This is a genomic window from Micromonospora sp. LZ34 (assembly GCF_052981855.1).
Map to the genome: position 1 here is coordinate 193,902 of NZ_JBRIQN010000007.1, position 24,970 is coordinate 218,871.

Genomic DNA, 24,970 nt, shown 5'->3' on the forward strand with positions numbered 1-24,970 from the left:
GCCATGGCACTACGGACGTCGCGGACCGCCCTCGGGGTGGCCCTTATCCTGCTGGCCGGCACGCTCACCGCGTGCCGTGGCGGGGACACCACGACCGACGAATCCGGGCTGCGCACCGACGTCGGCGTCACCGCCGAGCCGTGCCCGGAGGCGGTCGACCGCAACAAGGGCTGCATCTACCTCGGCATCATCTCCGACCTCACCGAGGGGCCGTTCCGGGCCCTCGCGGTGCCGATCACCGACGCGCAGAAGGCGTTCTGGAAGCGGGTCAACACCGCCGGCGGGATCGGCGACTACGAGGTGGACGTGACCCGCTTCGTGCGGGACAACAAGTACAACCCGCAGACCCACAACCAGGTCTACCAGGAGATCAAGCCGAACGTGCTGGCGCTGGCGCAGAGCCTCGGCTCGCCCACCACCGGCGCGATCCTGGGCGACATGAAGGCCAGCAACGTGATCGCCGCCCCGGCCGCGTGGACCTCCGGCTACGCGTTCGAGGACGTCATCATCGAGTCGGGCGCGAACTACTGCATCGAGTCGATGAACGCGCTGGACTACGCCCGCGAGACGTACGCCCCGAAGTCGGTGATGGCGGTGCACCTGGCCGGCGACTACGGCGACGACGCCGCGGCCGGGGTGAAGCTGGCCGCGCAGACCCTGGGTTTGACCTTCACCGACGTCAAGACCGACTCGGGCGCGGACAAGCAGGCCGGCGCGATCCAGGCCATCCTCGCCGGCAAGCCGGACCTGGTGGTGCTCACCATGGGCCCGGCGGACGCGGCGACGATCGTCGGGCAGGCGGCGGCGCGCGGCTTCGCCGGGCGGTTCATCGGCACCAGCCCGACCTGGAACCCGGCGCTGCTGCAGAGCCCGGCCGCCCCGGCGCTGCTGGCCCGCTACGAGCAGACCGCGCCGTGGAACACCTGGAGCAGCGACACCCCGGGGCACCGGGCGCTGCGGGAGGCGCTGCCCGGGGTCACCCCGAACGACGGCTACACCTCCGGCTGGGTCTGGTCGTACCCGATGAAGGCGGCGCTGGCCAAGGCGGTGGCCGACGGTGACCTGACCCGGGCCGGCCTGCTCAAGGCGGTGAAGTCGCTCTCCTCGGTGGACTACGAGGGGATGCTGCCGGCCACCGCGGGCAACTACGCGGCCGGGGCGAACGAGGGCGCGGTCCGGGTCACCGCGGTCTACAAGCCGGATAAGGCGTCACCGACCGGGGTGAGCCAGGTGCGCGAGCTGTTCACCGGGCCGACCGCGCAGGCGTACAACCTGGACCGGCCCTGCTACGAGAAGCTCTGAGGCGACCGGGTCGGGCCCCCGCGCATGGCGGGGGCCCGACCGCGGGTCAGCGGTGGAACCGCAGGTAGTCGAACTCGGCGGTGACCGGCGGCTGCGCGCCGCCGTGGGCGACCAACCCGATCCGGGGGGTGGTGTCGGCCGGGAAGGTCCACACCCCGCCCCAGGTCCAGTGCCGCCCGTCCCGGCTGGACCCGGCCCGGAACTCGTGCTCCCCGGTGGCCGGGTCGACCCGGTGCGCCAGCCGCAGCCAGGTGGTGGTGGCCGGGGTGCCGACGATGTTTCCGCCGTACACCGGCTGGCCGGCGAAGGGCAGCTCGTAGCCGTACTCCACCTGCCGGGTGTTCCAGATGGCCACCTGGGCCAACCGGGCGAACCGGTCGTCGTCGACGTACGCGACCAGGCCGGCCTGCTGGTAGTTGCGGACGGTCTCCTCGCCCAGGTCGAGGGTCACCTTCGTCTCCACCACGTAGGCCCCGGGCGGCGCGTCGCGCAGCAGCACGCTCGCGGTGTTGCCGGTGCCGGTCAGGTCCGCCGCCTGCACCGGCCAGCGCAGCGCGCCGCCGGACACAACGGCGGCCGGGTCCGGCCGCACCCAGCTCCAGGCCGGGTCGAGGCCGTCGGTGAACTCGTCGGACCAGGCGGGCAGCGGCGCGCCGGCCCGTGGTTCGGGCACGGCCTGCCGGGCCGACCGGTGGAGCCGGGCGAGGCTGACGTTGTCGAACTCGGCGGCGCCGCCGGTGGCGGTCAGCCCGAGCCGCCCGGGCACCGGGCGGTCCAGCCGCAGGGCGACCGTGGCCAGCTGGTCGCCGAGCCGGGCCGGGCTCAGCTCGGCCACCAGCTGCCGGCCACGGACCTCGACGGCGAGGTTGTGCCGGTCGGTCGGGCGGTAGCCCGCCGGCAGCACCGCGCTGGCGGTACGGTGCCCGTCGCGGGCCACCAGCCGGCCGGCCGGCGCGTCGACGCGCACCTCGACCCGGCCGCCCAGGGTGAGCCCGGCCGTGCCGGCGGCGGCCATCCGCAGGTCGGTCTCCGCCCGCACGTCGCTGCCCACCGTGCTCCGGCTGGTCAACGCGCCGCTGCCGGTGAGCCGGCCGTCGGCGACCCGCCAGCTGCCGGTGCCCCGCCAGCCGGCCAGGCCGGCGTCGAAGCGTTCGTCCACCCGGCCGCTAGTCACCGGGGCGGGACGGGTGCCGTCGGACGGGCCGGCGCCGGCGTTGACCGTCGGCCAGCCGTCGATCCAGTCGAGCCGGTCCAGCAGCATCGGCCGCTCGTTGATGCCGAACGGCTCGTCCAGGTACGGGTCGGCCCGGTCGATCGCGTGGTAGACGATCCAGTCCTGCCCGGACAGGTCGGTGAGGAAGCCGTTGTGGCCGGTGCCGATCCACCGGTTGCCGTTCTGGCTGAGCACCGGGGTGCCGCCGGCTCGGGACGCGGTCAGCGCGATGCCGTCGCGGTCGGCGAACGGGCCGCGCGCGGAACGCGACCGGCCGACGTGGACGGAGTAGCCGGTGGCCGGGCCGGCGCAGCAGTTCGCCGTCGAGGCGAACAGGTAGTACCAGCCATCGTGGCGCAGCACGTAGCTGCCCTCGAACTTGTTGTCGATCGCCACCAGGGTCGGCTGGCCGACCGCGCGCAGCCCGTCCGGGGAGAGTTCGGTGACCGAGATCCCGCCGAAGTAGCTGCCGTAGTAGAGGTAGTTGGTCCCGTCGACGTCGGTGAACTGGGTCGGGTCGATGGTCCACAGCCAGCCACCGCCGGCGGGGCGTGGGGCCACCACCGGCTGGTCGGCGAAGGTCCACGGGCCGGTCGGGGTGGGCGCGGTCGCCGCGCCGATCGCGAAGTCGCCGCCCCCGGGCGAGCCGGTGTCGGTGACCGTCACGTACATGACGTACCGGTCGCCGATCCGGCGCACGTCGGGCGCCCAGAAACCGGCCCCGGCCGCGGCGTACGGGGGCCGCTGGTCGGCGCCGAAGGCGTCCCCGACGTAGGTCCAGTCGACCAGGTCGGCGGAGCGGGCGGTGGGCACCCGGTGGAACTGCCGCTCGCCCTCGCGCAGCGGATCGGTGGTGCCGTAGGCGTACCAGAAGCCGTCGTCACCGCGGACGATGACGGGGTCGGCGAAGGTGTCGGCGAACCCGGCCGAGACCGGGTTGCGGTAGCCGGGGTCGGGGGCGGCGACGGCCGGCGCGGACGCCGTCGCCGCCAGCAGCAGACCGAGTACGGCGGCGAGCGCACCGCCACGACGGAGTTGTCCCATCAGACCTGCCTCGGGTGGGGGAATGTCGACGAGGGTCACTCCGTCCGTTTCTACAACGATGGATACAACGTTGTAAAGAGCTGGTGACCGGTCGGTGGGCGCCGAAGCGTCCCCGTGCCAGCATGGGGCGATGAGCGCCACCAGCACCGACGGCGCGGCCCTGGCCCGCCTCGCCGGCCTGCTCGCCGACCGCACCCGGGCCAGCTTCTGCCTCGCCCTGCTCGACGGCCGGGCCTGGACGGCGGGCGAGCTGGCCCGCGCCGCGGGGGTCGCCCCGTCGACCGCGAGCGAGCACCTGGACCGGCTGGTCCGCGGTGGGCTGCTGGTCGAGGAGCGGCAGGGCCGGCACCGCTACCTCCGGCTCGCCGGGCCGTCGGTGGCGCAGCTGGTCGAGGACCTGGCCGGCCACAGGCCGGGCGCCGCGCGGCCCGTCCGCTCGCTGCGCGCCGCCCGGGCCGACGCGGCGCTGGCGTACGCCCGGACCTGCTACGACCACCTGGCCGGACGGCTCGGTGTGCTGCTGCGCGACACGATGCTGGCCCGCGGGCTGCTGGACGACGCGGCCGGGCTCACCCTCACCCCGGCCGGGCGCGACTGGCTCGACGGGCTGGACGTCCCGGTCGCGTCGCCGGGTACGGCCCGACGCCCGCAGCTGCGCGACTGCCTGGACTGGACCGAGCGGCGTCCCCATCTGGCCGGCGCCCTCGGCGCGGCGCTCTGCGGGCGGCTGTTCGACCTCGGCTGGCTCACCCGGGGCACCGGCCGGGCGGTGCGGCTGACCCCGGCCGGCGCCCCCGCGCTGGCCGGCGCGCTCGGCCTGCGGGTCGCCGACCTCGTCCCCGCCGCCGCCCCGGACACCGGCGGCGGCCGCGCCTGAGCGGGTCCGCCCGTCGTCGGCACCGGCCGACCGGCGCGCCGGTCGGGGGCGGCGGACGCCGGCGGTTGCTTCGGCGGAGACCGAACCGACCAGGCCCTACCGTCGGCCGGGTGACCGTCGCCACGACCCTCCTCGCCCCCGGGCCCGGCACCCCGCCGTGCGGCCCGCCCACCCTCGACCCGGCCACCGGCTGGTTGCTGACCCGGTACGCCGACGTCCGGGCCGCGCTGCTCGACCCGGCCTGCCAGGTACCGACCGCCGAACCCGGCCCGCCCGGCACCCTGGCCTGGCTGCGCGGCGCGGTGAGCCGGTTCAGCCCACCCGGGCGACACCCGGCCCGTCGGGCGGTCGGCGTCGCCGCGCTGGCCGCCCTCGACCCCGACGAGCTGCGCCCTGCGGCGGCCCGGCTCACCGGGGAGACGCTCGACCGCGCCGGTGACCGGCTGGACGTGATGGGCGCGCTCGCCCGCCGGGTGCCGCTGCGGGTGCTCACCGACCGGCTCGGCCTCGCCGACCCGGACGCGGCCGTGCCGGCGGTGACCGCGGTCGCCGCCGCCTACCATCCCGGGGCCGACCCGGCCGCGGTCCGGCGCGCCGATCGGGCCGTGGCCGCGTTGCTGGCGCTGACCCCACCGGCCGATCCGGAGGTCCGGGCCAACCGGATCGGCCTGCTGGTCCAGGCCGCCGACGCCACCGCCGGCCTGATCGGCGCCGCCAGCCGGCACGTGCTGGCCTGGCCCGCCGAGGTGCCCACCGGTGACCTGCTGGCCGAGGTGCTCCGGCTCGACCCGCCGGTACGCGGCACCCGGCGGGTCACCACCGGCCCGGTCCGGCTCGGCGGGCGGGAACTCGCGCCGGGCAGCCCGTTGCTGCTGCGCTTCGACGCCGCGAACCGGGACCCGGCGGTCTTCGCCGACCCGGACCGCCTCGCCCCCGGGCGCCCGGGCGCCGGGCTGACCTTCGGCGCCGGACCGCGCGGCTGCCCGGGGGAGCGGCACGCCCTGGCGCTGGCCGCCGGCGTCGTCGATGTGCTGCGCCGCCGCTGCCGACCGGTCGCCGCCCCGGTCCACCACGAACCGCACGCGCTGCTGCGGGTGCCGACCCGGCTGGAGGTACGTCCCCGATGACCGACCGTTGCGCCGCCTTCCGCGCCCTGCACCACGCCGGCCGGCCGCTGCTGCTGCCCAACGCCTGGGACCACGCCAGCGCCGCCGCCCTCGCCGCGCGTGGCCACCCGGCCGTCGGCACCACCAGCCTCGGCGTGTCCGCGGCCGCCGGGCTGCCCGACGGCGCGGCCGCCACCCGGGCGGAGACCGTCCGGCTGGCCCGGCTGCTGCGCCGGCTCCCCGTGCTGCTGACCGTCGACGTGGAGGCCGGGTTCAGCGACGACCCGGCCGAGGTCGCCGACCTGGCCGCCGAGCTGGCCGCGCTCGGCGTGGTGGGGATCAACCTCGAGGACGGCCGGGCCGACGGCGGCCTCGCCCCGGCGGAGCTGGCGTCCGCGAAGGTGACCGCGGTCAAGGCGGCCGTGCCGCAGCTGTTCGTCAACGCCCGGACCGACACCTGGTGGCTGGGCACGCCCGACCCGCTCCCGGAGACGCTGCGCCGGACCCGGGCCTACCGGGACGCCGGCGCGGACGGCGTCTTCGTGCCCGGGGTGGCCGACCCCGCCACCATCGCCCGGCTGGCCGCCGCGGTCGACGCCCCGCTCAACGTGCTGCTCTCGCCCGACGGCCCGGGCCCGGCCGAGCTGGGGGCGCTCGGGGTGGCCCGGGTGAGCACCGGCTCCCTGCTGTTCCGGGCCGCGCTCGGCGCGGCCCTCGACGTCCTGGCCGGCCGGGGCGTCCCCGCCGGGCTGCCCTCGTACGCCGAGGTGCAGCGACTGAGCGGGTCGTCCGCCGACTAGCGGTTCGTCCCCTGTCGGCCGTCCGGCGGCCGTCCGGGCTGCTCGTATCCCTTCCGGGGAAGATAGGAGGATTGTTCGGACTTGACCCGGTCCGGCTGTTTACGGTGTGCCACAGAGGGTGCCCACCGTTGTCGTGACGGGAGATACCGACCATGCGCGTGCCCAGCCGAAGCCCGGGACACCAGCCCAGGCCGCCCGCCACGTCCACCCCCCCCGCGCGGCGCCGACCGCCGACCGCGGTGCGCCGGACCGTGCCGTCCTCCGGCCCCGACCTGGACGCCTACCGCGACGCCGTGGCCGAGCTGTTGCTCGAGGTCGGGGCCCTGGCGGGCGCGCCCTCCACCACGGCCCGGCAGGTGCTGATCGACGCGCGGCTGCGCGAACCGGCGATCGCCGCGGTGCTCGACGCCACCCCGCAGGGCTTCGTGGGCGCCCGCGAGACGCTGCTGCTGGAGATGGCCCGCTACCAGCCCAACGAGCGCAGCTCCGCGGCGGACCTGACCGCCCTGGTCCGGATCTACCTGCTCTCCCGCATCGACGTGATGTGGTGGAGCGACGCCCCCACCTACCTGACCGACGCTCAGGTCAACGGCAGCGCCGAGTTGGTGGACCTGGAGTGGCTGCGCCGGCGGGACCTGCTCCGCTTCCGCTACCAGGAGCAGCCGGGCACCGTGCTGGGGCGTGGGGTGCGCGCGCTGCGCCGCCGGCTGCGCCCGGACGCCACCCCGCGCACCGCCGGGCTGCTGTTCCGCAGGACCCGGCGGGAGGTGGTCGCCTTCCTCAACGACCTCGGCCGCGAGTTCGCCGCGAGCACCCCGCCCGGCACCCCGCCGCTCTGGGTCACCAGTCTGGTCCGCAGCGCGGAGCACCAGTACCGGCTGCGCCGCCTCGGCTACGCCGCCATGGTGCCCAGCGGACACTGCCTCGGCTGGGCGGCCGACGTGGAGATGGCCTGGTTCGACCGGTTCGGCGTCCGGGACACCCTGGCCGGGCTGCTGCTGGCGCGGCAGCAGGCCGGCGAGGTCAACGTGGTCGACGAGGGCCAGGCCTGGCACGTCTGCCTCGCGCCCGGGGCGCGGCGGCGGCTGCGCCGGGCGTACGAAGCCGAGATGGGGGTTTGAGCGGGATGTGCGGCCTCGTGTTGAGCCTCGGCCCGGAGGCCGACCCGGCGATCTTCCGGCGGATGCTGGCGGTGCTCGCGCCGCGCGGCGAGGTCACCGAGACCCGGTACGAGAACGGCCTGCTCACCGGCGTCCGGCGGCTGCGGGTGGTGGACCGGGAGCGGGCGGTGCAGCCGTGGACGTCCGCCGACCAGCGGTGGGTGCTCTGCTACAACGGCGAGGTCTTCAACCACCACGAGCTGCGCGCGGAGCTGACGCGGCTCGGGTACCGGTTCCGCAGCGCCAGTGACACGGAGGTGGTGCTGGCCGCGTTCCTGCGGTGGGGCGAGCGGATGGTGGGCCGGCTGCGCGGCGAGTACGCCTTCGCCGTCGTGGAGCGCGCCACCGGCCGCGCCTACCTGGTCCGCGACCCGCTCGGGGTCAAGCCGCTCTACTGGACCCGCACGCCCGGTTGCCTGCACGTCGCCAGCGAGGTCAAGGCGCTGGTCGGGCACGGCACCCCGATCGCCGAGGTGCCGCCCGGGCACCACGGCTGGGCGGATCCCGACGGGTCGGTGCTGCTGCGCCCGTACGTCGACCTGCTCCGGCTCGGCGAGGGGCTGCCGGTGGTGGACGACCCGGACGAGGCCGCCGTGCTCGTCCGTGCCGCGCTGACCGACAGCATCCGGGTGCGGGTGGACACCGACCTCACCGTGGGGGTGGTGCTCTCCGGCGGGCTGGACAGCTCGCTGGCCCTGCTGCACGTACGCGAGATGCACCCGGACTGCGTCGCGGTCACCGTGGGCGCGCCGGATAGCCCGGACGTGGCGTACGCCCGGCGGCTCGCGGCCGACCTGGGCGTGCCGCACGAGGTGGTCGAGCTGCGCCCGCGCGACATCCGGCTGGCCGACATCCGGGAGGCGATCCGGATCTCCGAGCTGACCGAGTACGGCGACATCATCAACGCGGTGGTCTCCGTGCCGATCTTCCGTCGGCTGCGCGAGCTGGGCGTCAAGGTGGTGCTCACCGGGGACGGCTCGGACGAGCTGTTCGGCGGCTACCCGATGTACCACGAGGTGGGCCCCGAGGCGTCCCACCGGCTCTTCCTGCACAGGATCCGCAACCTGTACCGGACCGAGTTGCAGCGCATCGATCGGGCCAGCATGGGACACGGGGTGGAGGCCCGGGTGCCGTTCCTCGACCCGAGCGTGGTGGAGCTGGCGATGCGGCTGCCGATCGGGCTGAAGCTGCGCGAGGGCCAGGAGAAGTGGATCGTCCGCCGGGCCTTCGCCGACCTGCTGCCCGACTACGTACGGCGGCGGCCGAAGAGCCCGATGTCCTACTCGTCGGGGCTGCACGAGCGGGCCCGGCTCTACAAGCCGCTCTTCGCCCGGCTGCACCGCCAGTTCGGCTACCACCTGCTGGAACCGGTCCGGCGGGACTTCGACACCGTGCTCACCCGCTGCGGCAACGACCTGGACCGGGCCCTCGCGGCCGGCCGGGAGCGGCCGGACTACACCGTCCTGGAGCACGCCCGCGACCTGGTCGGCGCGGCGAAGTGGAACGCCGCGCCGGTGGTGCGCCGGCTGGTCGGCCCGCGCCGGACCCGCGGCGACGAGGAAGCCCCGCTGCCGGGCTGAGGTGCCGCTCCCGGGTTGACCGTCGGCGCCGATCCCGAGCCGCGGCCGTCGTCGACTGCCCGCGGTGTCACGGCGACCTCCGCGCGCCGGACCGGCGACACGGCAGGGAAGCGGCAGCGGGGGCGTGGGCGGCTCCCTCGTGATGGGGCGTGGCCGGCGCCGGCCGGGGTAGTAGCCGGACATGGCGGAACTGGACGTGCTGGTGGTCGGGCAGGTGGCCCGGGATCTCGTGGTGCAGGTGGACGAGCTGCCGCCGGCGGGGGGCAGCGCCGCGGTGCGGTGCCGCCGCGAACTGCTCGGCGGCAAGGGCGCCAACCAGGCCGTCGGCCTGGCGCAGCTCGGCGCGCGGGTCGGGTTGCTCGGGGTGGTCGGCGACGACGAGGTGGGGGAGCGGCTGCTCACCCAGGCCCGCGCCGACCGGGTGGACGTCGGCACGGTGGTGCGCCGCCCCGGAACGCGCACCGGGCTGATCGTCGACCTGGTCGACCGGGAGGCCCGCTGGCGCTACCTGGAGGACCTGCCCGAGGCGGTCCTGCTCACCCCGGACGACGTGGCCACCGCCGCCGACGCGCTGCGGGACGCGCGGGCCGTGCTCGTGCAGTTGCAGCAGCCGCCGGCGGCGGCGCTCGCCGCGGTCCGGACCGCCCGGTCCGCCGACCGGCTGGTGGTGCTCGACGGGGCACCCGCGGATCCGGCCGCCGACGACCTGCTGACGCTCGCCGACGTGCTGCGGGCGGACGCCCGCGAGGTCGCTCTCCTCACCGGCGACGAGCCGGCGGACGCCGAGGCCGGGCTGGCCGCCGGACGCAAACTGCTGCGGCGCGGCCCGTCCCTGCTGGCCGTCGAGGTGGCCGGGGCCGGCAACGCGTTCGTCTGGCCCGACGGTGAGCTGTTCGTGCCGTTGAGCGAGACGCCCACCGTGGACAGCACCGGAGCCGGGGACGCGTTCGTCGCCGCGCTCACCCTCGGGCTGCTCCGCGGCGAGCCCCGGGAGCGGGTGGCCCGGTACGCCGTCGCCGCGGCCGGCGCCACCGTCGGCCACCCGGGCGGACGTCCGTCGTTGACCCCCGAGGCGATCCGCGCGCAGCTCGACCGGATCCCCGACCGCTGACCGGCCGCCCGCCACCGGCAGGCCGGTGCCGGCCCGGTGGCGGGTAGCGGCTACCGCCGCCGACGACCGGCGCTGCCCGGCCGCCGCTATCGGGCGAACCGTGCCGCGGCCGGGCCCGCGAGCCGTCCGGCGGGCAGGCGGCGTCCGCAGAGCACGAGCAGCAGGTCCTGGGCGAGACCCCGGACGTCCGCTCCGGTGCCGTGGCCCCAGTCCAGGTCGGTGGCGCGCAACGCCACCCCGCTGAGGTTGACGCCGAAGAACGCGATGTTCCGCGGCCGCATCCCGGCCAGCACCAGGGCGACCCGCTCCGGCGGCACCCGGCGGTCCAACCCCAGACCTACGGTGATGTCGAGGCCGTGGATGACGTCGTGCGCGAGCGCCCCGCCGACGCCCCCGCCCGGCGGCGTCCAGGGATGCGCGACGTTTTCGCGCAGCGCGGCCAGCAGGTTCTCGGCCGGCAACCGGGCCGCGTCGCGGCGGGCGCAGCGGTCGGCCATCCGGTTGACGTTCCCGCCCGCCCGGGCCAGCTCCAACACCGCCCGGGCGAGCGAGGTGCGGAACGGCATGGTGGTGTGCGCGACCACCTCCCGTACCCGCCAGCCGGCGCAGAGCGTGGGCGCGTCCCACTGCTCCGGCCGCAGGGTGGCGAGCAGGTCCGCCTGCTCGCGCCGCTCCGCCACCACCGCGGCCCTCAGTTCGTCCTCCGTCATGACCCGCCTCCCGTCGTCGTCGCCTCTCGGGGGATACGAGCCGGGCGCCGGAAACTCATCGGTCGGGGGCGTCGGCGGTGGCGCGTATGGTCGAGCCGTGACGCAGACGGCGACGGGCGGGGTGGCGCGGCTGGAGACCTACCGGGTCGAGCTGACCGGCTACTGCTACCGGATGCTCGGGTCCGGTTTCGAGGCCGAGGACGCGGTCCAGGAGACGTTGCTGCGCGCCTGGCGGTCGTACGACCGCTACGACGAGCAGCGGGCGTCGCTGCGCACCTGGCTCTACCGGATCGCCACGAACGTCTGCCTGGACATGCTGCGCGGCGCCCGCCGCCGGGCCGTCGCGATGGACCTCGGCCCGGCGGCGGAGGCCGGGTCGGCCCTCGGCGCACCGCTGCCGGAGGGGGCCTGGATCCAGCCGGTGCCGGACGGCCGGGTGCTGCCCTCGACCGGCAGCCCCGAGGAGGTCGCCCTGCGGCGCGAGACGATCCGGTTGGCGTTCGTCGCGGCGTTGCAGCACCTGCCGCCCCGCCAGCGGGTCGTGCTGATCCTGCGCGACGTGCTGTGTTGGCGCGCCGACGAGGTCGCGCAGCTGCTGGGCGGCAGCGTCGCGTCGGTCACCAGCGCGTTGCAGCGTGCCCGGGCCACGCTGGCGAAGCTCGACCGGGCGCCCGCCGCGGCGCCCCGACCGGCCGCGGCGGCCGAGCGCGACCTGCTCGCCCGCTACTGCGCCGCGTTCGAACGGCACGACATCCCGGCGCTGGTGGCCCTGCTGCACGCCGACGCCACAATGTCGATGCCGCCCTTCCGGTGGTGGCTGCGGGGCCGGGACCAGATCCGGCGGGTGCTGCTCGACCCGGCCGGTTCGTGCGCGGGCGCCCGGCTGGTGCCCACCGCGGCCAACGGCTCTCCGGCGTACTGGCAGACCCGGCCCGGGCCCGACGGCCGGCACGCACCCTTCGGGCTGGTCCTGCTCGACGTCGCCGACGGACTGGTCGCCGGCATCACCACCTACCTCGACGCCGAACGCTTGCTGCCGCTGTTCGACGCCGCCGCCCCGCCCGCGGTCCACGTGCCGTCCAGCGGCTGACCGCTGCGCCGGCCGGGCCGCACGGCCGCGACGGGCGGGTACGCCGACCCGCTCACCTCACCGGCATCTGGTAGCGGCGTTCGCCGCCGCCTGAGGCGGTGGTCAGCCGGACCTCGCCGCTGCGCAGGCCGTACGTCACCGACCAGCGGGTGTGCGCCTGGCGGACGTCGGCGAGGATCTGGAAGGCGGCCGGAGCGTCGGCCACCCCGCCGCTGCGGCTGAGCGCCTCGGCGATCACCCCGTAGCGGTGGTCCTCCCGCCGGCGCTGCTCCGGCACCCCGGCGACCGGCACGTTGGTCAGCGCCTGCCAGCCGCCCGACCCCCGCTCGACGCGCATCCGGCCGTCGGTGAACTCGACCACCAGCGAGGCGCCGGTGGCGTCGGCGATGAGGTAGTGCAGCGGGGGCCCGCCGTCGAAGTCCACGTTGTACCGGTTGAAGACGGCCACCGCCTCGTCCACCGTGGCCGCCTGGTCGAGCACCAGCCGCAGGATGCGTACCGACCCGACGGTCGGCTTGCCCGGGTCGCGGTCGGCCCGGGCGGCGTCATCGGCGGCCAGCCCCACCGCCAGGCCGCGTTCGTTCATGCCGTCGAAGGGCAGCAGCGGGGCGTTGAGCAGCCGCCGGTCGTTCGTCGGGTCGGCGCCGACCCCGAGGTAGGACATGTCCACCACGGAGATGCTCGCGTAGCCGTCCGGCGGGTCGGTGCGCAGCACCATCGCCGGATTGGCGTCCCAGTCGAAGTTGCGGGCGAACAGCGGTCGCCCCGGGTCACCGGCGGCGACGAAGAGCGAGCAGCCGAACGGCTTGGTCGTCGGGCTGGCGTCCGTGGCCACCGTCGGGTCGTACGCCCCGACGTAGGTCATCTCGTACAGCGGCAGGTCGTCGACCCTGCGCAGGCTGGCCAGGGTCTGCTCGACCTGGCCCGGGTCCTGGCGGGAGGCGATCGGCGTCCCGGTGGCGCCCGGCGCGCCCGGCTCCGGGTCGGCAGCGGAACAGGCGGTCACGGCCAGTGCCAGGGCGACGCCGGCGCCCCACAGAGTCCTCCGCATATCTGTTGGACGCTATGGCAGCGATAGACGGTTGTCCACCGTCCCGGTTTTCGGCGCGGGAGACCGGGGTACCTGAATCGCCACGAACGAGAGGCAGGTGGCATGAAGCGCAACGAATACCACGTCGTGCCGAACGGCGGCGGCTGGAAGGTCGAGCAGGGCAACCAGGTCGTCGGCACCTTCGACACCAAGCAGCGTGCCGTCGAGGCGGGCCGCAAGGCGGCGCACGGCAACGAGCCGAGCCAGCTCGTCGTGCACAACGCGGACGGGAAGATCGAGACGGAGTACACCTACCAGAACGACCCGTACCCGCCGGCGGGCTGAGCGGCGGAACCCGAGCGGCGCCACGGGTTGCGGACGTGGCCGGGCCCGGCCCCTTGGATGGGGGCCGGGCCCGGTTCTGTGTGTCGTGCGGCCTACCAGCCGATGACGGCCGTCGATGTGAGCTGAGTCACAGGATAGCTCGCCCGTTGATGGACGCCATCGCGGTGACCTCGACCGGAGGCGGTCGGTCCATGACCAATCGGGGCGCCGGGCCGACCGATTGTCACAGTGCCGCTCGCCGACGTGCCGCCCGCCTCGGCGCGACACGGGCCCGACCCCTGGCGGGATCGGGCCCGTGTCGTCGCGGTCAGTCCCGGTACTCGACCTGGGTCTGCGCGTTGAGCTGGTCGACGCGCCTCGTCTTCGCGCCGGGGATCGACTCGTCGTCGATCCGCAGCACGTCCAGCCCCTTTTGGTCGCTGGAGTAGACGTGTCCGTTGTAGTAGTACGCCGACCAGGTGCCGCCGAAGGTCAGCTGGGTGGCCGAGACCGGGCCCCGCTCCCAGTAGCCGATCTCCTTCGGGTTGGCCGAGTCGGTGAAGTCCCAGACCGAGACGCCGCCCTGGTACCAGGACTGGACCATGATGTCGCGGCCGGGCACGGGGATCAGCGAGCCGTTGTGGGCGACGCAGTTCTCGGTGTCGGCGTTCTCCCGGGGAATCTTGTAGTAGCTGCGGAAGACCAGCGAGCGGTCGTCACCGCGGCCGGTGACGTCGTAGATGGCGTCCGCGCCCTTGTCGGGCCCGATCTTCCGGTTGCAGGTCGCCCCGCTGCCGCCGCCCAGTTCGTCGGTGAAGACGACCTTGGTGCCGCTGTTGTTGAACGTGGCCGAGTGCCAGAAGGCGAAGTTCTTCGTGTCGCGCACCTGGTCGATCACCCGCGGCGCCTCGCGGTCGCGGATGTCCAGCAGGATGCCGTCGCCCATGCACGCGCCGGCCGCCAGGTCCTTCGCGGGGAAGGCGGTGATGTCGTGGCAGCCGCTGGTCGCGGTGCCGTTGCCGCTGCCCTTGTATCCGCCGTCGGGGAAGAGGTTCGGCGTGGCCACGACCGCCGCGGCGGTCGGCGCGTCGAGCGGCACCTTGACGATGGAGATCGAGTCGTGCGGCGGCTGGCAGTCGGGGTACTGGTCCGACGGGAAGTACGACGACACGTACAGGTAGACCGTGGCACCGTCCTTGGCCGGGACGACGGTGTGGGTGTGGGAACCGCAGTTGGTCTCGACCGCCTTGATGTAGCGCGGGCTGGTCTTGTCGCTGATGTCGAAGACCTTGATGCCCTCCCAGGACTCCTTGATGGTCGCGGACTGCGCGACGCTGTTGCAGGAGTCGTTGCTGCGCGAGGAGTCGGTGGAGAGGAAGAGCAGGTTGCCGTAGACCGAGATGTCGTTCTGCGAGCCCGGGCAGAGCACCTGCGACACGATGGCCGGCGCGCTGGGGCGGGCGATGTCGTAGATCACGAAGCCGTTGTAGTTGCCGACGAAGGCGTAGTTGCCCTGGAAGGCGAGGTCGCTGTTGGTGGCGGTCAGCGGGGCCTGCTTCGGCAGGTTGGCGATCTGCCGCAGGTTGGGGCTGCTGACGATCTCGTCGACACCGGGGACGGTGCTGCTGGCGTCCACAGTGCCCGCTGGCGCGGCCTGCGGTGCCACTCGGGCGTTGCTCGGTGGGGCGGTCATGACGCTGGCGATGAGGAGGCCGGCCGCGGCCAGGCTCACGAATGTGAACTGCCGTGTTCGCGGCGTGGAGGATCTGATCATCGGCGAGCCCTTCGGGAGGGGGATGACGGCTGTCCACACCCTACCGAGCCTCGAGATCCCTCGATGTGACCTGAGTCACATGGCAGTGCCTTCCTCAATGGATAGCATCGCGGTGACCTCGATCTCAGGGAGTGGCCCATGACCAACCGGCGCGCGCGGACCCTGGCGATCGTCACACTGGCCCTCGTCCTGCCGCTGGTGATCCTGATTGTGGTCCGGGCCGGCGGCGACCCGGCGAGCGACACCGGACCCGTCGCCGCGCCCACCGGCACGCCGGGCCCGACCGGCCCGCCGGTCATCGTGCCGGGCCGTCCCGGCGAGTCGGCGGCCGTCCGGCCGGCCGAGGAGGTCCGCGGCGCCGGTGAGCGTCCGCACAACGCGATGGACGTCGAGTTCGTCCGCATGATGATCCCGCACCACGGGCAGGCCCTGGTGATGGCCGAACTCGCCCCCGACCGGGCCGCGGACCCAGACGTGCGGGCCATCGCCGAGCGGATCCGGGCCAGCCAGGGGCCGGAGATCGGCATGATGCGCGGCTGGTTGCAGAACCGGGGCCTGTCGGAGCACGTCGAGGGGCACGACCACGGCGCCATGCGGGGCATGCAGACGCCGGCGGCGATGGACCGGCTCGCCGCCGCCCGCGGCGCCGACTTCGACCGGCTCTTCGTGCAGATGATGACCGAGCACCACCAGGGGGCCATTGAGATGGCCACCGAGCTGCTCAAGGTCGGCTCCGACCTCACCCTCTCCGAGTTCGCCAACTCGGTCGCCACCGAGCAGTCCGTCGAGATCGCCCGGATGCGCGAACTCCTCGCTTCCTGATCGTCGGGGGGGCCGCCCGGCCCCGCGTCCCCAAAAGCGATCATGGCGGAGGCCTGCCCCGCCCGCCCGGCCACGTACGCTGGGTGACCGTGAACCGCACGCTCCTCGGCCGTCCGCTGCGCAGCCTCGCCTTCGACGCCTTCGTCTCCGGCGTGGTGGTGCTCTTCGGTCTCGTCGGAGTGGTGACCCAGCCGGGCGGGTGGAAGGCGACCCTGGTCGGCTGCGCGATGGGGGTCGCGCTGCTGTTCCGGCGCACCCACCCGTCGGCCGTGGCCGTCGCGGTGGGGCTGCTCGCGCTCGGCCAGGTGGTCGTCGGCTGGGGGCCGCTCGCCTTCGACGTCGGGGTGCTGATCGCCGTCTACAGCGTCGTCAAGTACGCCGACCGGCTGCGGGACGGCGTCCTCGCCGGGATCGCCGCCGCCGTCGGGGTGGTGCTCGCCGCGCTCCAGGTCGACGGACCCGGCCCCTGGTGGGGCAGCGCGATCTACTTCGGGCTGGTCACCGGCGGCGTCTGGCTGGTCGGGCTGAACGTGCGCACCCGCCGGCTCTACGTGCTCAGCCTGGAGGAGCGGGCGGCCACGCTGGAGCGGGAACGCGAGGCCGAGGCGCGGGCCGCGGTCGCCAGCGAGCGCACCCGGATCGCCCGCGAGCTGCACGACGTGGTGGCGCACAGCATGGCTGTCATGATCGTCCAGGCCGACGGGGCGCGGTACATGCTCGACCGGGACCCGGAGACCGCCCGGGCCGCGGTGAAGGTGGTCGCCGACACCGGCCGGCAGGCGCTGGAGGAGATGCGCCGGCTGGTCGGCGTACTGCGGGAGGAGGGCCGGCCGGAGGCGGCGGCCGGCTCCGGCGCGGCGGGCGCGCCCGGCGGCGCGGCGGTGACCGCCGACCCGGAGCACCGCCGGCTCGCGCTGACCGAGCTGCCCGCGCTGCTCGACCGGTTCCGCAGCGCCGGCCTGACGGTGCGGCACACGGTGACCGGCGAGCCGGCGCCGCTGCCGCCCGGGCTGGAGCTGACCGTCTACCGGGTGGTGCAGGAGGGGCTGACCAACGCGCTCAAGCACGCCGGCGTCGGCGCGGGCGTCGACGTCGCCCTCGCCCACGAACCCGACGCCGTGCTGGTCCGGGTGGTCGACGACGGGCGCGGCCGGAGCGTGGTCGGACCGGCGCCGTCCGGCGGTCACGGCCTGGTCGGCATGCGCGAGCGGGTGGCGGTGTACGACGGCAGCCTGACCGCCGGACCCCGGCTGGCCGGGGGCTGGCAGGTGCAGGCGCGGCTGCCGCTACCGTCGACGCCCGGAACGGAGGTGGTGGCGGCATGACGGTCCGCGTGGTGATCGTGGACGACCAGGCGCTGGTGCGCGCGGGTTTCCGGATGGTGCTGGACTCCCAGCCCGACCTGGAGGTGGTCGGCGAGGCCATCGACGGCGCCGACGCGCTGCGGGTGCTCGCCCGGGTCGAGGCGGACGTGGTGGTGATGGACATCCGGATGCCGACCATGGACGGGGTGGAGGCGACCCGCCGGCTCTGCGCCGGGCGGCCCGCCGGCCCGCCCCGGGTGCTGGTGCTGACCACCTTCGACACCGAGGCCGACGCGTTCGCCGCCCTCCAGGCCGGGGCCAGCGGCTTCCTGCTCAAGAACGTCCCGCCGGAGGAGCTGCTGGCCGCGATCCGGGTGGTCGCCCAGGGCGACTCGGTGGTCGCCCCGCCGATCACCCGGCGGTTGCTCGACCGGTTCGCCGGCCAGCTCGGCCCCGGCCCGACGGAGGACCCGCGACTGGCGCAGCTCACCGAGCGGGAACGGGAGATCCTGCTGCTGGTGGCCCAGGGGCTGTCCAACGCCGAGATCGCCGCCCGGGTGCACGTCGCCGAGGCCACCGTGAAGACCCACGTCGGGCGGATCCTGGCCAAGCTGCGGTTGCGCGACCGGGTGCAGGCCGTGGTGCTGGCCTACGAGAGCGGGCTGGTCACCCCCGGCGGCTGACGGCGGCTACGACCTGGGTCGTACGGCTCGGGGCCGGCCGGGCGACCGGGGAGGTAGTCAGGTCGAGCGCGCAGGTGGAGATCAACTGACCGGTTCCGCGCCTAGCGTCGGTGGCGTCAGATCCCACCTCCACGGGGAGTTCCACGTGTCCGTCGCACCTCCCGCGCACGCCGCCGCCGGCGTCGCCGTCACCGCCCGCGGCCTCACCAGGCGGTACGGTTCGGGCCAGGCCGCCGTCGTCGCCCTGGCCGGCGTCGACGTCGACTTCGCCGCCGGCCGGTTCACCGCCATCATGGGCCCGTCCGGCTCCGGCAAGTCCACCCTCATGCACTGCCTGGCCGGCCTGGACCGGCCCAGCGCCGGCGAGGTGCGCATCGGCGAGGCCGACCTCACCCGGCTGGACGACCGCCGGCTCACCCTGCTGCGCCGCGACCGGGTCGGCTTCGTGTTCCAGAAGTTCAACCTGCTGCCCGCGCTGAGCGCCGAGGAGAACATCGTGCTGCCGCTGGCCATCGCCGGCCGCCGCCCCGACCCCGGCTGGCTGCGCCAGGTGGTGGCCGCGGTGGGGCTGGCCGACCGGCTGCGGCACCGCCCCGCGGAACTCTCGGGCGGGCAGCAGCAGCGGGTCGCGGTGGCCCGCGCCCTGATCACCAAGCCCTGGGTGATCTTTGCCGACGAGCCCACCGGCAACCTGGACTCCCGCTCCGGAGCCGAGGTGCTGCGGCTGCTCCGAGAGGCGGTCGACACCCTCGGCCAGACCGTGGTGATGGTGACCCCACGACCCGGTGGCCGCCGGGCACGCCGACCGGGTGGTCTTCCTCGCCGACGGGCGGCTGGTGCGCGACCTCGCCACCCCCACCGCCGAGCGGGTCCTCGACGCGCTCGCCGGTCTCGACCCGGCCCGCGAGGCGGTGGCCCGGTGATCCGGCTGACCCTGCGTTCGCTGCGCGCGGAGGCGCTGCGGCTGCTGCTCTCCGCGCTGGCCGTCGTGCTCGGCGTGGCGTTCATCGCCGGCACGCTGATCTTCGTCGACGGCATGCGGGCCGGCGCGTACGACCGGGCCGGCGCCTTCGACCGGCACACCGACCTCGGCGTCTACGCCGACTCCGAACCGCTCCCGCCGGCCCTGGTCGACCGGGTACGGGCCGTCGACGGGGTGGCCGCCGCGGCGGGCGAGCTGACCGGCACCGGCGGGGTGGTCGGCGCCGACGGCCGGCCCGTCCTCGGCTACGCCGTGCTGGCCGCCATCCCGGTCGAGCCGGCCCTGCGCTCGTACGACGTGGTGGCCGGCCGGCTGCCGGACCGTCCCGGCGAGGTGGTGCTCGACGCGCCGACGGTCGCTGCGGAGGGCTTCACCCTCGGCACACCGGTACGCGTCGGCGGCGCCGGGGGAGCGGCCCGCCCCTACACCCTGGTCGGCACGGTGGACGTGGCCGACACCGCGCGCGACATCGGCGGGCCGTTCATCGGCCTGGTCGGTCCGGACGCCCTCGCGGTCACCGGGGAGAAGGGGTACGGCCGGATCATGGTGGCCGCCCGGCCCGGCGTGCCCGAGGCCGAGCTGGCCCGGGGTGTCGCCGCGGTGGCCGGTGCCGGGACGACCGTGAAGAGCCGGCAGCAGATCCTCGACGACGCGGTCGACGAGGCGGTCCGCAACCTGGAGCAGTTCAACATGGTGCTGCTCACCTTCGCCGGGATCGCCGTGGTGGTGGCCGGGTTCGTCATCGCCAACACGTTCGCCATCGTGCTGGCCCAGCGGACCCGACGGACCGCGCTGCTGCGGTTGGTCGGGGCGACCCGGGGGCAGCTGTTCCGCGCCGCGCTGCTGGAGGCGACCGTGGTCGGGCTGGCCGCCTCCGCGGCCGGCGTGCTGATCGGCTTCGGGCTGGCCGCGGGCCTCGGCGAGCTGATGTCCCGGCTGGACGCGCCGGTCTCCGGCGGGCTCACCGTCACCGCGCCGACCGTGCTGGTCAGCCTGGTGCTGGGCACCGCGATCACGGTCGGCGCGGCCCTGCTGCCGGCCTGGCGGGGCACCCGGGTCGCCCCGGTCGCCGCGCTCACCGACGCGGCGGTGCAGCCCACCCGCCGCGCCGGCCGGTCCCGGCTGGCCGTCGGTGCGGTGGTCTTCGCCGCCGGGATCGCCGCGCTGGTCGGCGCCGCGTTCGTCGTCCAGGTGGTGCTGGTCGCGGCCGGCGGGGTGCTGACCTTCTTCGGCATCGTGCTGTTCGGGCCGGTGCTGGTGCCGGCCCTGGTGCGGGTGTTCGGCTGGCCGGCCCGCCGGCTGTTCGGTGCGACCGCCGGCCTGGCCGTGGCGAACGCGGTGCGCAACCCGCGCCGGATCGCCGCCACCGCCACCGCGCTGGTGATCGGGATCGGGCTGGTCTCCGCGTTCGTGGTCGGCGCCCGCAGCACCAAGGACGGCATCGAGCGCAGCGTGGACGCCGAGATCGGGGTCGACCTCGTGGTCACCGGGATCGGCGGCGACCTGCCGGCGACGCTCCCCGGTGAGCTGCGCGCCCGCCCCGAACTCGGGGTGGTGCACGAACAGCGCGGCGCGGTCTCCGCCGGGATGCAGATCCGGGCCGCCCACCCGGCCCTGGTGGCCCGGACGCTCACCGGGGTGGTCGCGGGCGACCTCGACGGGTTCGGTCCCGGCACGGTGCTGGTGCACCGGGAACTGGCGCAGGCGCGCGGCTGGACGGCCGGCTCCACGGTCGCCGTGCGCGGCCGGGCGCTGCGGGTCGCCGCCGTGGTCACCGACGACGGGTCGGGTCCGGTCGGCGGCGCGGTGCCGGCCGGCCACGTGATCGACGTGGCGGACGACGACTTCACCGCGCTCTTCCCGGACCAGCGGGGCTTCCTGGCCGAGGTCGTCCCGGCCGACGGGGTCTCCACCGACCGGGCCCGGGACGCAGTGGCGACGGTCCTGGCCCGGTACCCGACGGTCAACCTGATGGACCAGGGCGCGTACAAGGAGATGCTGACCGGCACGGTGGACATGCTGCTGGCCTTCGTCACCGCGCTGCTGGGCCTGGCCGTGGTGATCGCGCTGGTCGGAGTGGCCAACACTTTGAGCCTGTCGGTGGTGGAGCGCACCCGGGAGAACGCGGTGCTGCGGGCCGTCGGGCTGACCCGGGGCCGGATGCGCGCCATGCTGGCCGTCGAGGCGGTGCTGATGTCGCTGGTCGGCGCGGTGCTCGGGGTGGGGCTCGGCACCGGGGTCAGCGCCGCCGCGATGGCCCTGTTCGCCCGGATGGGCGGGGACTTCCACCTGGTGCTGCCGCTGGGGCAGCTCGGGCTCATCCTCGCCGTCGCCGTGCTGGCGGCGCTGGGCGCCTCGGTGCTGCCCGCCCGCCGGGCGCTGGCCCGGCCGGTGGTGGAGGCGCTCGGCGACCAGTGACCGCCGGATAGCGGTGACATCCGCCGGCCGGTCCCGCCGCATGTCGCGGCGGCGGGACCGGCCAGCGGTGCCGGGTCCACCGCGGCCTGCGGCGAGCGCGCAGCCGCCGCGCCGAGGTTCCGGGCCGCCACGCCGGGCGACGGGGTACGCGGTGACGGAACCTGCTACCTGCCTTCGACCATAGGGCGGTCTTCGGCATCGTGAGTCCGTTTTGGGAATATCGGTGCCGGTGGTACGGCAGTGCCGGCCGGCCCCGCCGGGGTCACTCGGCCGATCCGCCGCCGGTGTCGCCCGGCGGAGTGGTGGGCGGTTCTGCCGGTGTCGAGGGCGACGCCGGGGTGGACGGGGTCTCGCTCGGCGGGCTCGACGGCGTCTCGGTCGGCGCCGGGGACTCCGGGCTGCTGGTCTCGCTGGGCTGCGCGCTCGGGGTGGGGTTCACCGACGCCGAGGGTTTCCCGGTGGAGCCGGCCGGCCGGATTGGCCGGTCCGCCGGGTTGACCGGGCTGTCATCCGGCACCGGCAGCTCGGCGTCGCCGCTCGGCGCGGTGGCCGGCGCGTTGGTCGGCATCTCCACGGCCGGGGCGTCGGCCTCCCGGGCCGCGCCCAGCGCCACGCCGAGCGCGGTGAGGGCGACCACCACGACTCCCGTCGCGCCGACCAGGGTGCCCCGCCGCCGGCGCCCGGTCGCGGCGCCGACCGCCGCCGGCATGTCGGTGCGGGTGTCCGGCCCGGCCTGGCGCAGGCCGGCCGCCCCCGCCGGCACCATGGCGGTGGGCGCGGACGGGTCGGAGACCGCGGCCCGGGCCGCCGCGGCCATCGCGGCGCCGCTGCCGAACCGGTCGGCCGGATCCTTGGCCAGGGCGCGCCCGACCAGCACGCGGACCGCCTCCGGGATGTCGTGCGGCAGCTCCGGCGGCTCGTCGTCCAGGTGCCGCACGGCGACCTGGAGCGGGTTGTCCCCGGTGAACGGCGGGCTGCCGGTGAGGCAGCAGTACGCGACGGCGCCCAGGGCGTAGATGTCGGTGGCGCCGGAGACCGGCCGGCCGGCGGCCTGCTCGGGGGCCATGTAGAGCGCGGTGCCGGGCACCGCGTTGGTGCTGGTGATGCTGGTGACGTTGGTCGACCGGGCGACACCGAAGTCGACCAGCACGACCGAGCCGTCCTCCTGCACCAGCAGGTTGCTCGGCTTCACGTCCCGGTGCACGATGCCGCCGGTGTGCGCGGCGTGCAGCGCCTGCGCCACCTGGGCGACGATCGACATCGTCTCGGCCACGTCCAACCGGCCGGCGGCCTCGATCCGCTTCGACAGCGGCTGACCGGTGACGAACTCCATGACCAGGTAGTCGGCGCGACTGCCGTCGGGCAGGTCGTCCTCGCCGCAGTCGAAGACCTGCACGATGCCCGGGTGCCGCAGCGCGGCCATGATCCGGGCCTCGGCGCGGAACCGGGCGATGAAGTCGGGGTCGGAGACCAGCGCCGGCAGCAGCACCTTGACCGCGACGGGACGGCCGAGGACCAGGTCCGAGGCACGCCAGACGTCGCCCATGCCGCCGGTGGCGACACGTTCGTCCAGGCGGTAACGGCCGCTGAGCACGACCTCCGATGACAACACAGCCATACCGTACCCAGAGCGCTGCTGAAGCACTCGTCGCGACCGGCCCGCGCCGCCCGCCGCCGGCGGGCCGGCGGGGGCGTCGCCACGTCGACATCCTCGGATATCCTGTGACCGGCCCGGCACCTTCCGTGACGAGAGTCGCCCGTACTCCGGCTGTGCTGGGCGAACGGCCCCGACGGCGGCACCGCAGCGTTCCGCGGGCCCACCGCGTTACGGCGACCCGCCGGCCGATCGGCTAGACAATTCTCACTTTTTTCCTTACCGTTGCCGACTTGTCCGATCAGCCCTCGCCTCCTAGCGTTAGCCCGACTCGGGCCCGCCCCACGGCTCCGCCGCGGCACCACGCCGCCGGCCGGGTGCCCGTGGCGAGTGTCCAAGACATACCGCCCGGGCCGCTGCGGCCGCGGGCGCGAACAGGTCAGCGGGGGGCTGAGGGTGCGGGATCAGGTCCGGCTGCCGGACCGGACTGGCGTCGCGCACGCCGGATCCGGCGTGCGCCGCCGCGCCGTGCCCGCGATCCGGAGCCGGCGGCGGACCCGTGAGCGGTGAGCTGACCGAGGCGGTCGTCGCCGCCCAGGCCGGCGACGAGGACGCGTTCCGCTTCCTCTACCGCAGCCTCCAGCCGGGCCTGCTCCGCTACCTCACCGCCCTGGTCGGTGCGGACGCCGAGGACGTCGCCTCGGAGACCTGGCTGCAGATCTCCCGCGACCTGCCCAGCTTCACCGGCGGCGAGTTCCGCGCCTGGACGGTGACGATCGCCCGCAACCGGGCCATGGACCACCTGCGCCGGCAGCGCCGCCGTCCGTCCCTGCCGGTGCCCGTGCAGGCCCTCAGCGAGCTGGCCGGCGACGCCGACACCGCCGAGCGGGCCGGCGAGACGATCGGCACCGAGGCGGCGCTGGCGCTGATCTCGACTCTGCCGCCCCGGGAGGCGGAGGCCGTCCTGTTGCGTGCCGTCATCGGGCTGGACGCGGAGACCGCCGGCCGGGTGCTGGGGCGGCGGCCCGGGGCGGTGCGCACCGCCGCGCACCGTGGACTGCGCCGGCTCGCCGCGATGATGGAACAACGCTACGACCCGGCCGAGCCGCCGGCCGTACCGGAGGGCCCCGCCCCGCCCCGTCCGCGTAACGGGCGCCGGCAGGCCCCGCACGCCGAGCCGGCGGACGGTTGACGTGAGGGGATTCAGGATGAGCTTCCGCCGGTCCGGCCGGCCCGCCGACCGCACCGAGTCCGATCGGCTGCTCGACGCCGCCCGTCCCGACACCTCCGCCGGGACGGACCCGCTCGCCCGGTTGCTGTCCGCCGCGGCCGCCCCGGCCCGTCCCGGCGAGCTGGCGGGGGAGGAGGCGGCGATGGCGGCCTTCCGCGCGGCCCGGGCGGCCGGTCCGGCGTCCGCGCCGGGACGCACGCCGCGCCGTCGCGGGTTCACCGCCGGCGCCGTCGCCTGGATCGCCGGCATCGCGGCCACCGCGACCGCCGGCGCCGCGTTCGCCGCCGCCACGCTGGACCGCCCGCAGGATCCGACCCCGCCGCCCCGGCCCGCCACCCCGGCGCCGGAGCCGACCACCGGGCAGCCCGGCGGGCCGGCCACGTCCGCCGGCGCCGGGGCGCCCAGCCCGGCGCCGCCCACCACCGGGCCCGGCACCGACGGGCCCTTGCCCGCCGGCGAAGAGCAGCTCACCGGGCTGTGCCGGGCGTACCTGGCCAAGCCGCCGGCGCAACGGGAGAAGGCGCTGGACATGCCGGCGTTCGGCGGGCTGGTGCGCGCCGCCGGTGGCCGGGACCGGGTCGAGGGCTACTGCCGGGACCGGGTGCCGGGCGCCGCCGAGCCGGAAAACTCCGGGAAGGCCACGCCGGAGCCCTCCGGGAAGGCCACGCCGGGGAAGTCTGAGAAGCCCACGCCGGGGAAGTCCCGGAACGGCAGCCCCGCCGAACCGGCCGTGCCCGCGTCCGGCCCGCAGGCCCGGCCCGCCGCCGGCCGGGACGCCGGGCCCGCCGCGGGCCCGCGGGCCCGGCCGCCCGCCG

Annotated in this window: 20 protein-coding genes and 1 pseudogene; 16 read left to right on the top strand and 5 right to left on the bottom strand. The window is 75.6% G+C overall.

Annotated features, from left to right (window positions below):
* Positions 1-3 precede the first annotated feature (3 nt).
* A complete protein-coding gene (locus tag ACVCAH_RS11105; protein WP_447135986.1) occupies positions 4-1,302 on the top strand; it encodes an ABC transporter substrate-binding protein in 1,299 nt (432 codons plus the stop codon).
* Positions 1,303-1,348: 46 nt separating this feature from the next.
* Here the strand turns inward: ACVCAH_RS11105 and ACVCAH_RS11110 are convergent, their stop codons facing one another.
* A complete protein-coding gene (locus ACVCAH_RS11110) occupies positions 1,349-3,559 on the bottom strand; it encodes a family 43 glycosylhydrolase (RefSeq protein WP_447135987.1) in 2,211 nt (736 codons plus the stop codon).
* A gap of 130 nt (positions 3,560-3,689) precedes the next feature.
* On the opposite strand from ACVCAH_RS11110, the gene ACVCAH_RS11115 reads away from it, so the two are divergent.
* From ACVCAH_RS11115 to ACVCAH_RS11140, 6 genes are all read left to right on the top strand, one after another.
* A complete protein-coding gene (locus tag ACVCAH_RS11115; RefSeq protein WP_447135988.1) occupies positions 3,690-4,436 on the top strand; it encodes an ArsR/SmtB family transcription factor in 747 nt (248 codons plus the stop codon).
* A 110-nt stretch (positions 4,437-4,546) separates the two neighbouring features.
* Positions 4,547-5,563 carry a cytochrome P450 gene (locus ACVCAH_RS11120; protein ID WP_447135989.1) on the top strand — a complete coding sequence of 339 codons (1,017 nt, stop codon included), beginning with the start codon at positions 4,547-4,549 and terminating at the stop codon, positions 5,561-5,563.
* Entirely contained in the window at positions 5,560-6,342 is a 783-nt protein-coding gene (locus ACVCAH_RS11125; RefSeq protein ID WP_447135990.1) for an isocitrate lyase/PEP mutase family protein, read from the top strand. Before ACVCAH_RS11120 ends, ACVCAH_RS11125 begins: the two co-directional genes overlap by 4 nt.
* A 152-nt stretch (positions 6,343-6,494) precedes the next feature.
* A complete protein-coding gene (locus ACVCAH_RS11130; protein WP_447135991.1) occupies positions 6,495-7,463 on the top strand; it encodes a hypothetical protein in 969 nt (322 codons plus the stop codon).
* 5 nt (positions 7,464-7,468) lie between these two features.
* Positions 7,469-9,082, top strand: coding sequence for an asparagine synthetase B family protein (locus ACVCAH_RS11135; protein ID WP_447135992.1), 1,614 nt, complete (start codon positions 7,469-7,471; stop codon positions 9,080-9,082).
* A gap of 181 nt (positions 9,083-9,263) precedes the next feature.
* Positions 9,264-10,193 (top strand): PfkB family carbohydrate kinase, encoded by a 930-nt coding sequence (locus ACVCAH_RS11140; protein WP_447135993.1) that lies wholly within the window; start codon positions 9,264-9,266, stop codon positions 10,191-10,193.
* An 86-nt stretch (positions 10,194-10,279) separates the two neighbouring features.
* Here the strand turns inward: ACVCAH_RS11140 and ACVCAH_RS11145 are convergent, their stop codons facing one another.
* Entirely contained in the window at positions 10,280-10,903 is a 624-nt protein-coding gene (locus ACVCAH_RS11145; protein WP_447135994.1) for a maleylpyruvate isomerase family mycothiol-dependent enzyme, read from the bottom strand.
* Positions 10,904-11,000: 97 nt separating this feature from the next.
* On the opposite strand from ACVCAH_RS11145, the gene ACVCAH_RS11150 reads away from it, so the two are divergent.
* Positions 11,001-11,993, top strand: coding sequence for a sigma-70 family RNA polymerase sigma factor (locus ACVCAH_RS11150; RefSeq protein ID WP_447135995.1), 993 nt, complete (start codon positions 11,001-11,003; stop codon positions 11,991-11,993).
* A gap of 52 nt (positions 11,994-12,045) precedes the next feature.
* Here the strand turns inward: ACVCAH_RS11150 and ACVCAH_RS11155 are convergent, their stop codons facing one another.
* Complete coding sequence (locus ACVCAH_RS11155; protein ID WP_447135996.1) at positions 12,046-13,044, bottom strand: linear amide C-N hydrolase; 999 nt, start codon at positions 13,042-13,044, stop codon at positions 12,046-12,048.
* A 102-nt stretch (positions 13,045-13,146) separates the two neighbouring features.
* Between ACVCAH_RS11155 and ACVCAH_RS11160 the strand changes: the two genes are divergently transcribed.
* Positions 13,147-13,368 carry a DUF2188 domain-containing protein gene (locus ACVCAH_RS11160; protein ID WP_447135997.1) on the top strand — a complete coding sequence of 74 codons (222 nt, stop codon included), beginning with the start codon at positions 13,147-13,149 and terminating at the stop codon, positions 13,366-13,368.
* A gap of 307 nt (positions 13,369-13,675) precedes the next feature.
* Here the strand turns inward: ACVCAH_RS11160 and ACVCAH_RS11165 are convergent, their stop codons facing one another.
* Positions 13,676-15,121 (bottom strand): LVIVD repeat-containing protein, encoded by a 1,446-nt coding sequence (locus ACVCAH_RS11165; protein ID WP_447135998.1) that lies wholly within the window; start codon positions 15,119-15,121, stop codon positions 13,676-13,678.
* 138 nt (positions 15,122-15,259) lie between these two features.
* Here ACVCAH_RS11165 and ACVCAH_RS11170 point away from each other — a divergent pair, with 138 nt between their 5' ends.
* The 5 genes and pseudogenes from ACVCAH_RS11170 (at position 15,260) to ACVCAH_RS11190 (ending at position 21,330) form a co-directional block, all read left to right on the top strand.
* The gene (locus tag ACVCAH_RS11170; RefSeq protein WP_447135999.1) at positions 15,260-15,943 is read left to right on the top strand and encodes a DUF305 domain-containing protein; all 684 of its coding nucleotides are present in this window, start codon (positions 15,260-15,262) and stop codon (positions 15,941-15,943) included.
* 83 nt (positions 15,944-16,026) lie between these two features.
* The gene (locus tag ACVCAH_RS11175; RefSeq protein ID WP_447136000.1) at positions 16,027-17,268 is read left to right on the top strand and encodes a sensor histidine kinase; all 1,242 of its coding nucleotides are present in this window, start codon (positions 16,027-16,029) and stop codon (positions 17,266-17,268) included.
* Positions 17,265-17,930, top strand: a complete 666-nt coding sequence (locus ACVCAH_RS11180) for a response regulator (RefSeq protein WP_447136001.1) — start codon at positions 17,265-17,267, stop codon at positions 17,928-17,930. Before ACVCAH_RS11175 ends, ACVCAH_RS11180 begins: the two co-directional genes overlap by 4 nt.
* Before the next feature lie 145 nt (positions 17,931-18,075).
* Positions 18,076-18,853: pseudogene (locus ACVCAH_RS11185) on the top strand (ABC transporter ATP-binding protein).
* A complete protein-coding gene (locus ACVCAH_RS11190) occupies positions 18,850-21,330 on the top strand; it encodes an ABC transporter permease (protein WP_447136002.1) in 2,481 nt (826 codons plus the stop codon). The pseudogene ACVCAH_RS11185 and the gene ACVCAH_RS11190 overlap by 4 nt, the downstream one beginning before the upstream one ends.
* Before the next feature lie 262 nt (positions 21,331-21,592).
* Here the strand turns inward: ACVCAH_RS11190 and ACVCAH_RS11195 are convergent, their stop codons facing one another.
* Complete coding sequence (locus tag ACVCAH_RS11195; RefSeq protein ID WP_447136003.1) at positions 21,593-22,948, bottom strand: protein kinase domain-containing protein; 1,356 nt, start codon at positions 22,946-22,948, stop codon at positions 21,593-21,595.
* A 535-nt stretch (positions 22,949-23,483) separates the two neighbouring features.
* On the opposite strand from ACVCAH_RS11195, the gene ACVCAH_RS11200 reads away from it, so the two are divergent.
* Positions 23,484-24,116: an RNA polymerase sigma factor gene (locus tag ACVCAH_RS11200; RefSeq protein ID WP_447136004.1), complete on the top strand. Its 633-nt coding sequence runs from the start codon at positions 23,484-23,486 to the stop codon at positions 24,114-24,116.
* Positions 24,117-24,132: 16 nt separating this feature from the next.
* The coding region (locus tag ACVCAH_RS11205; RefSeq protein ID WP_447136005.1) for a hypothetical protein at positions 24,133-24,970 on the top strand (838 nt) is incomplete at its 3' end.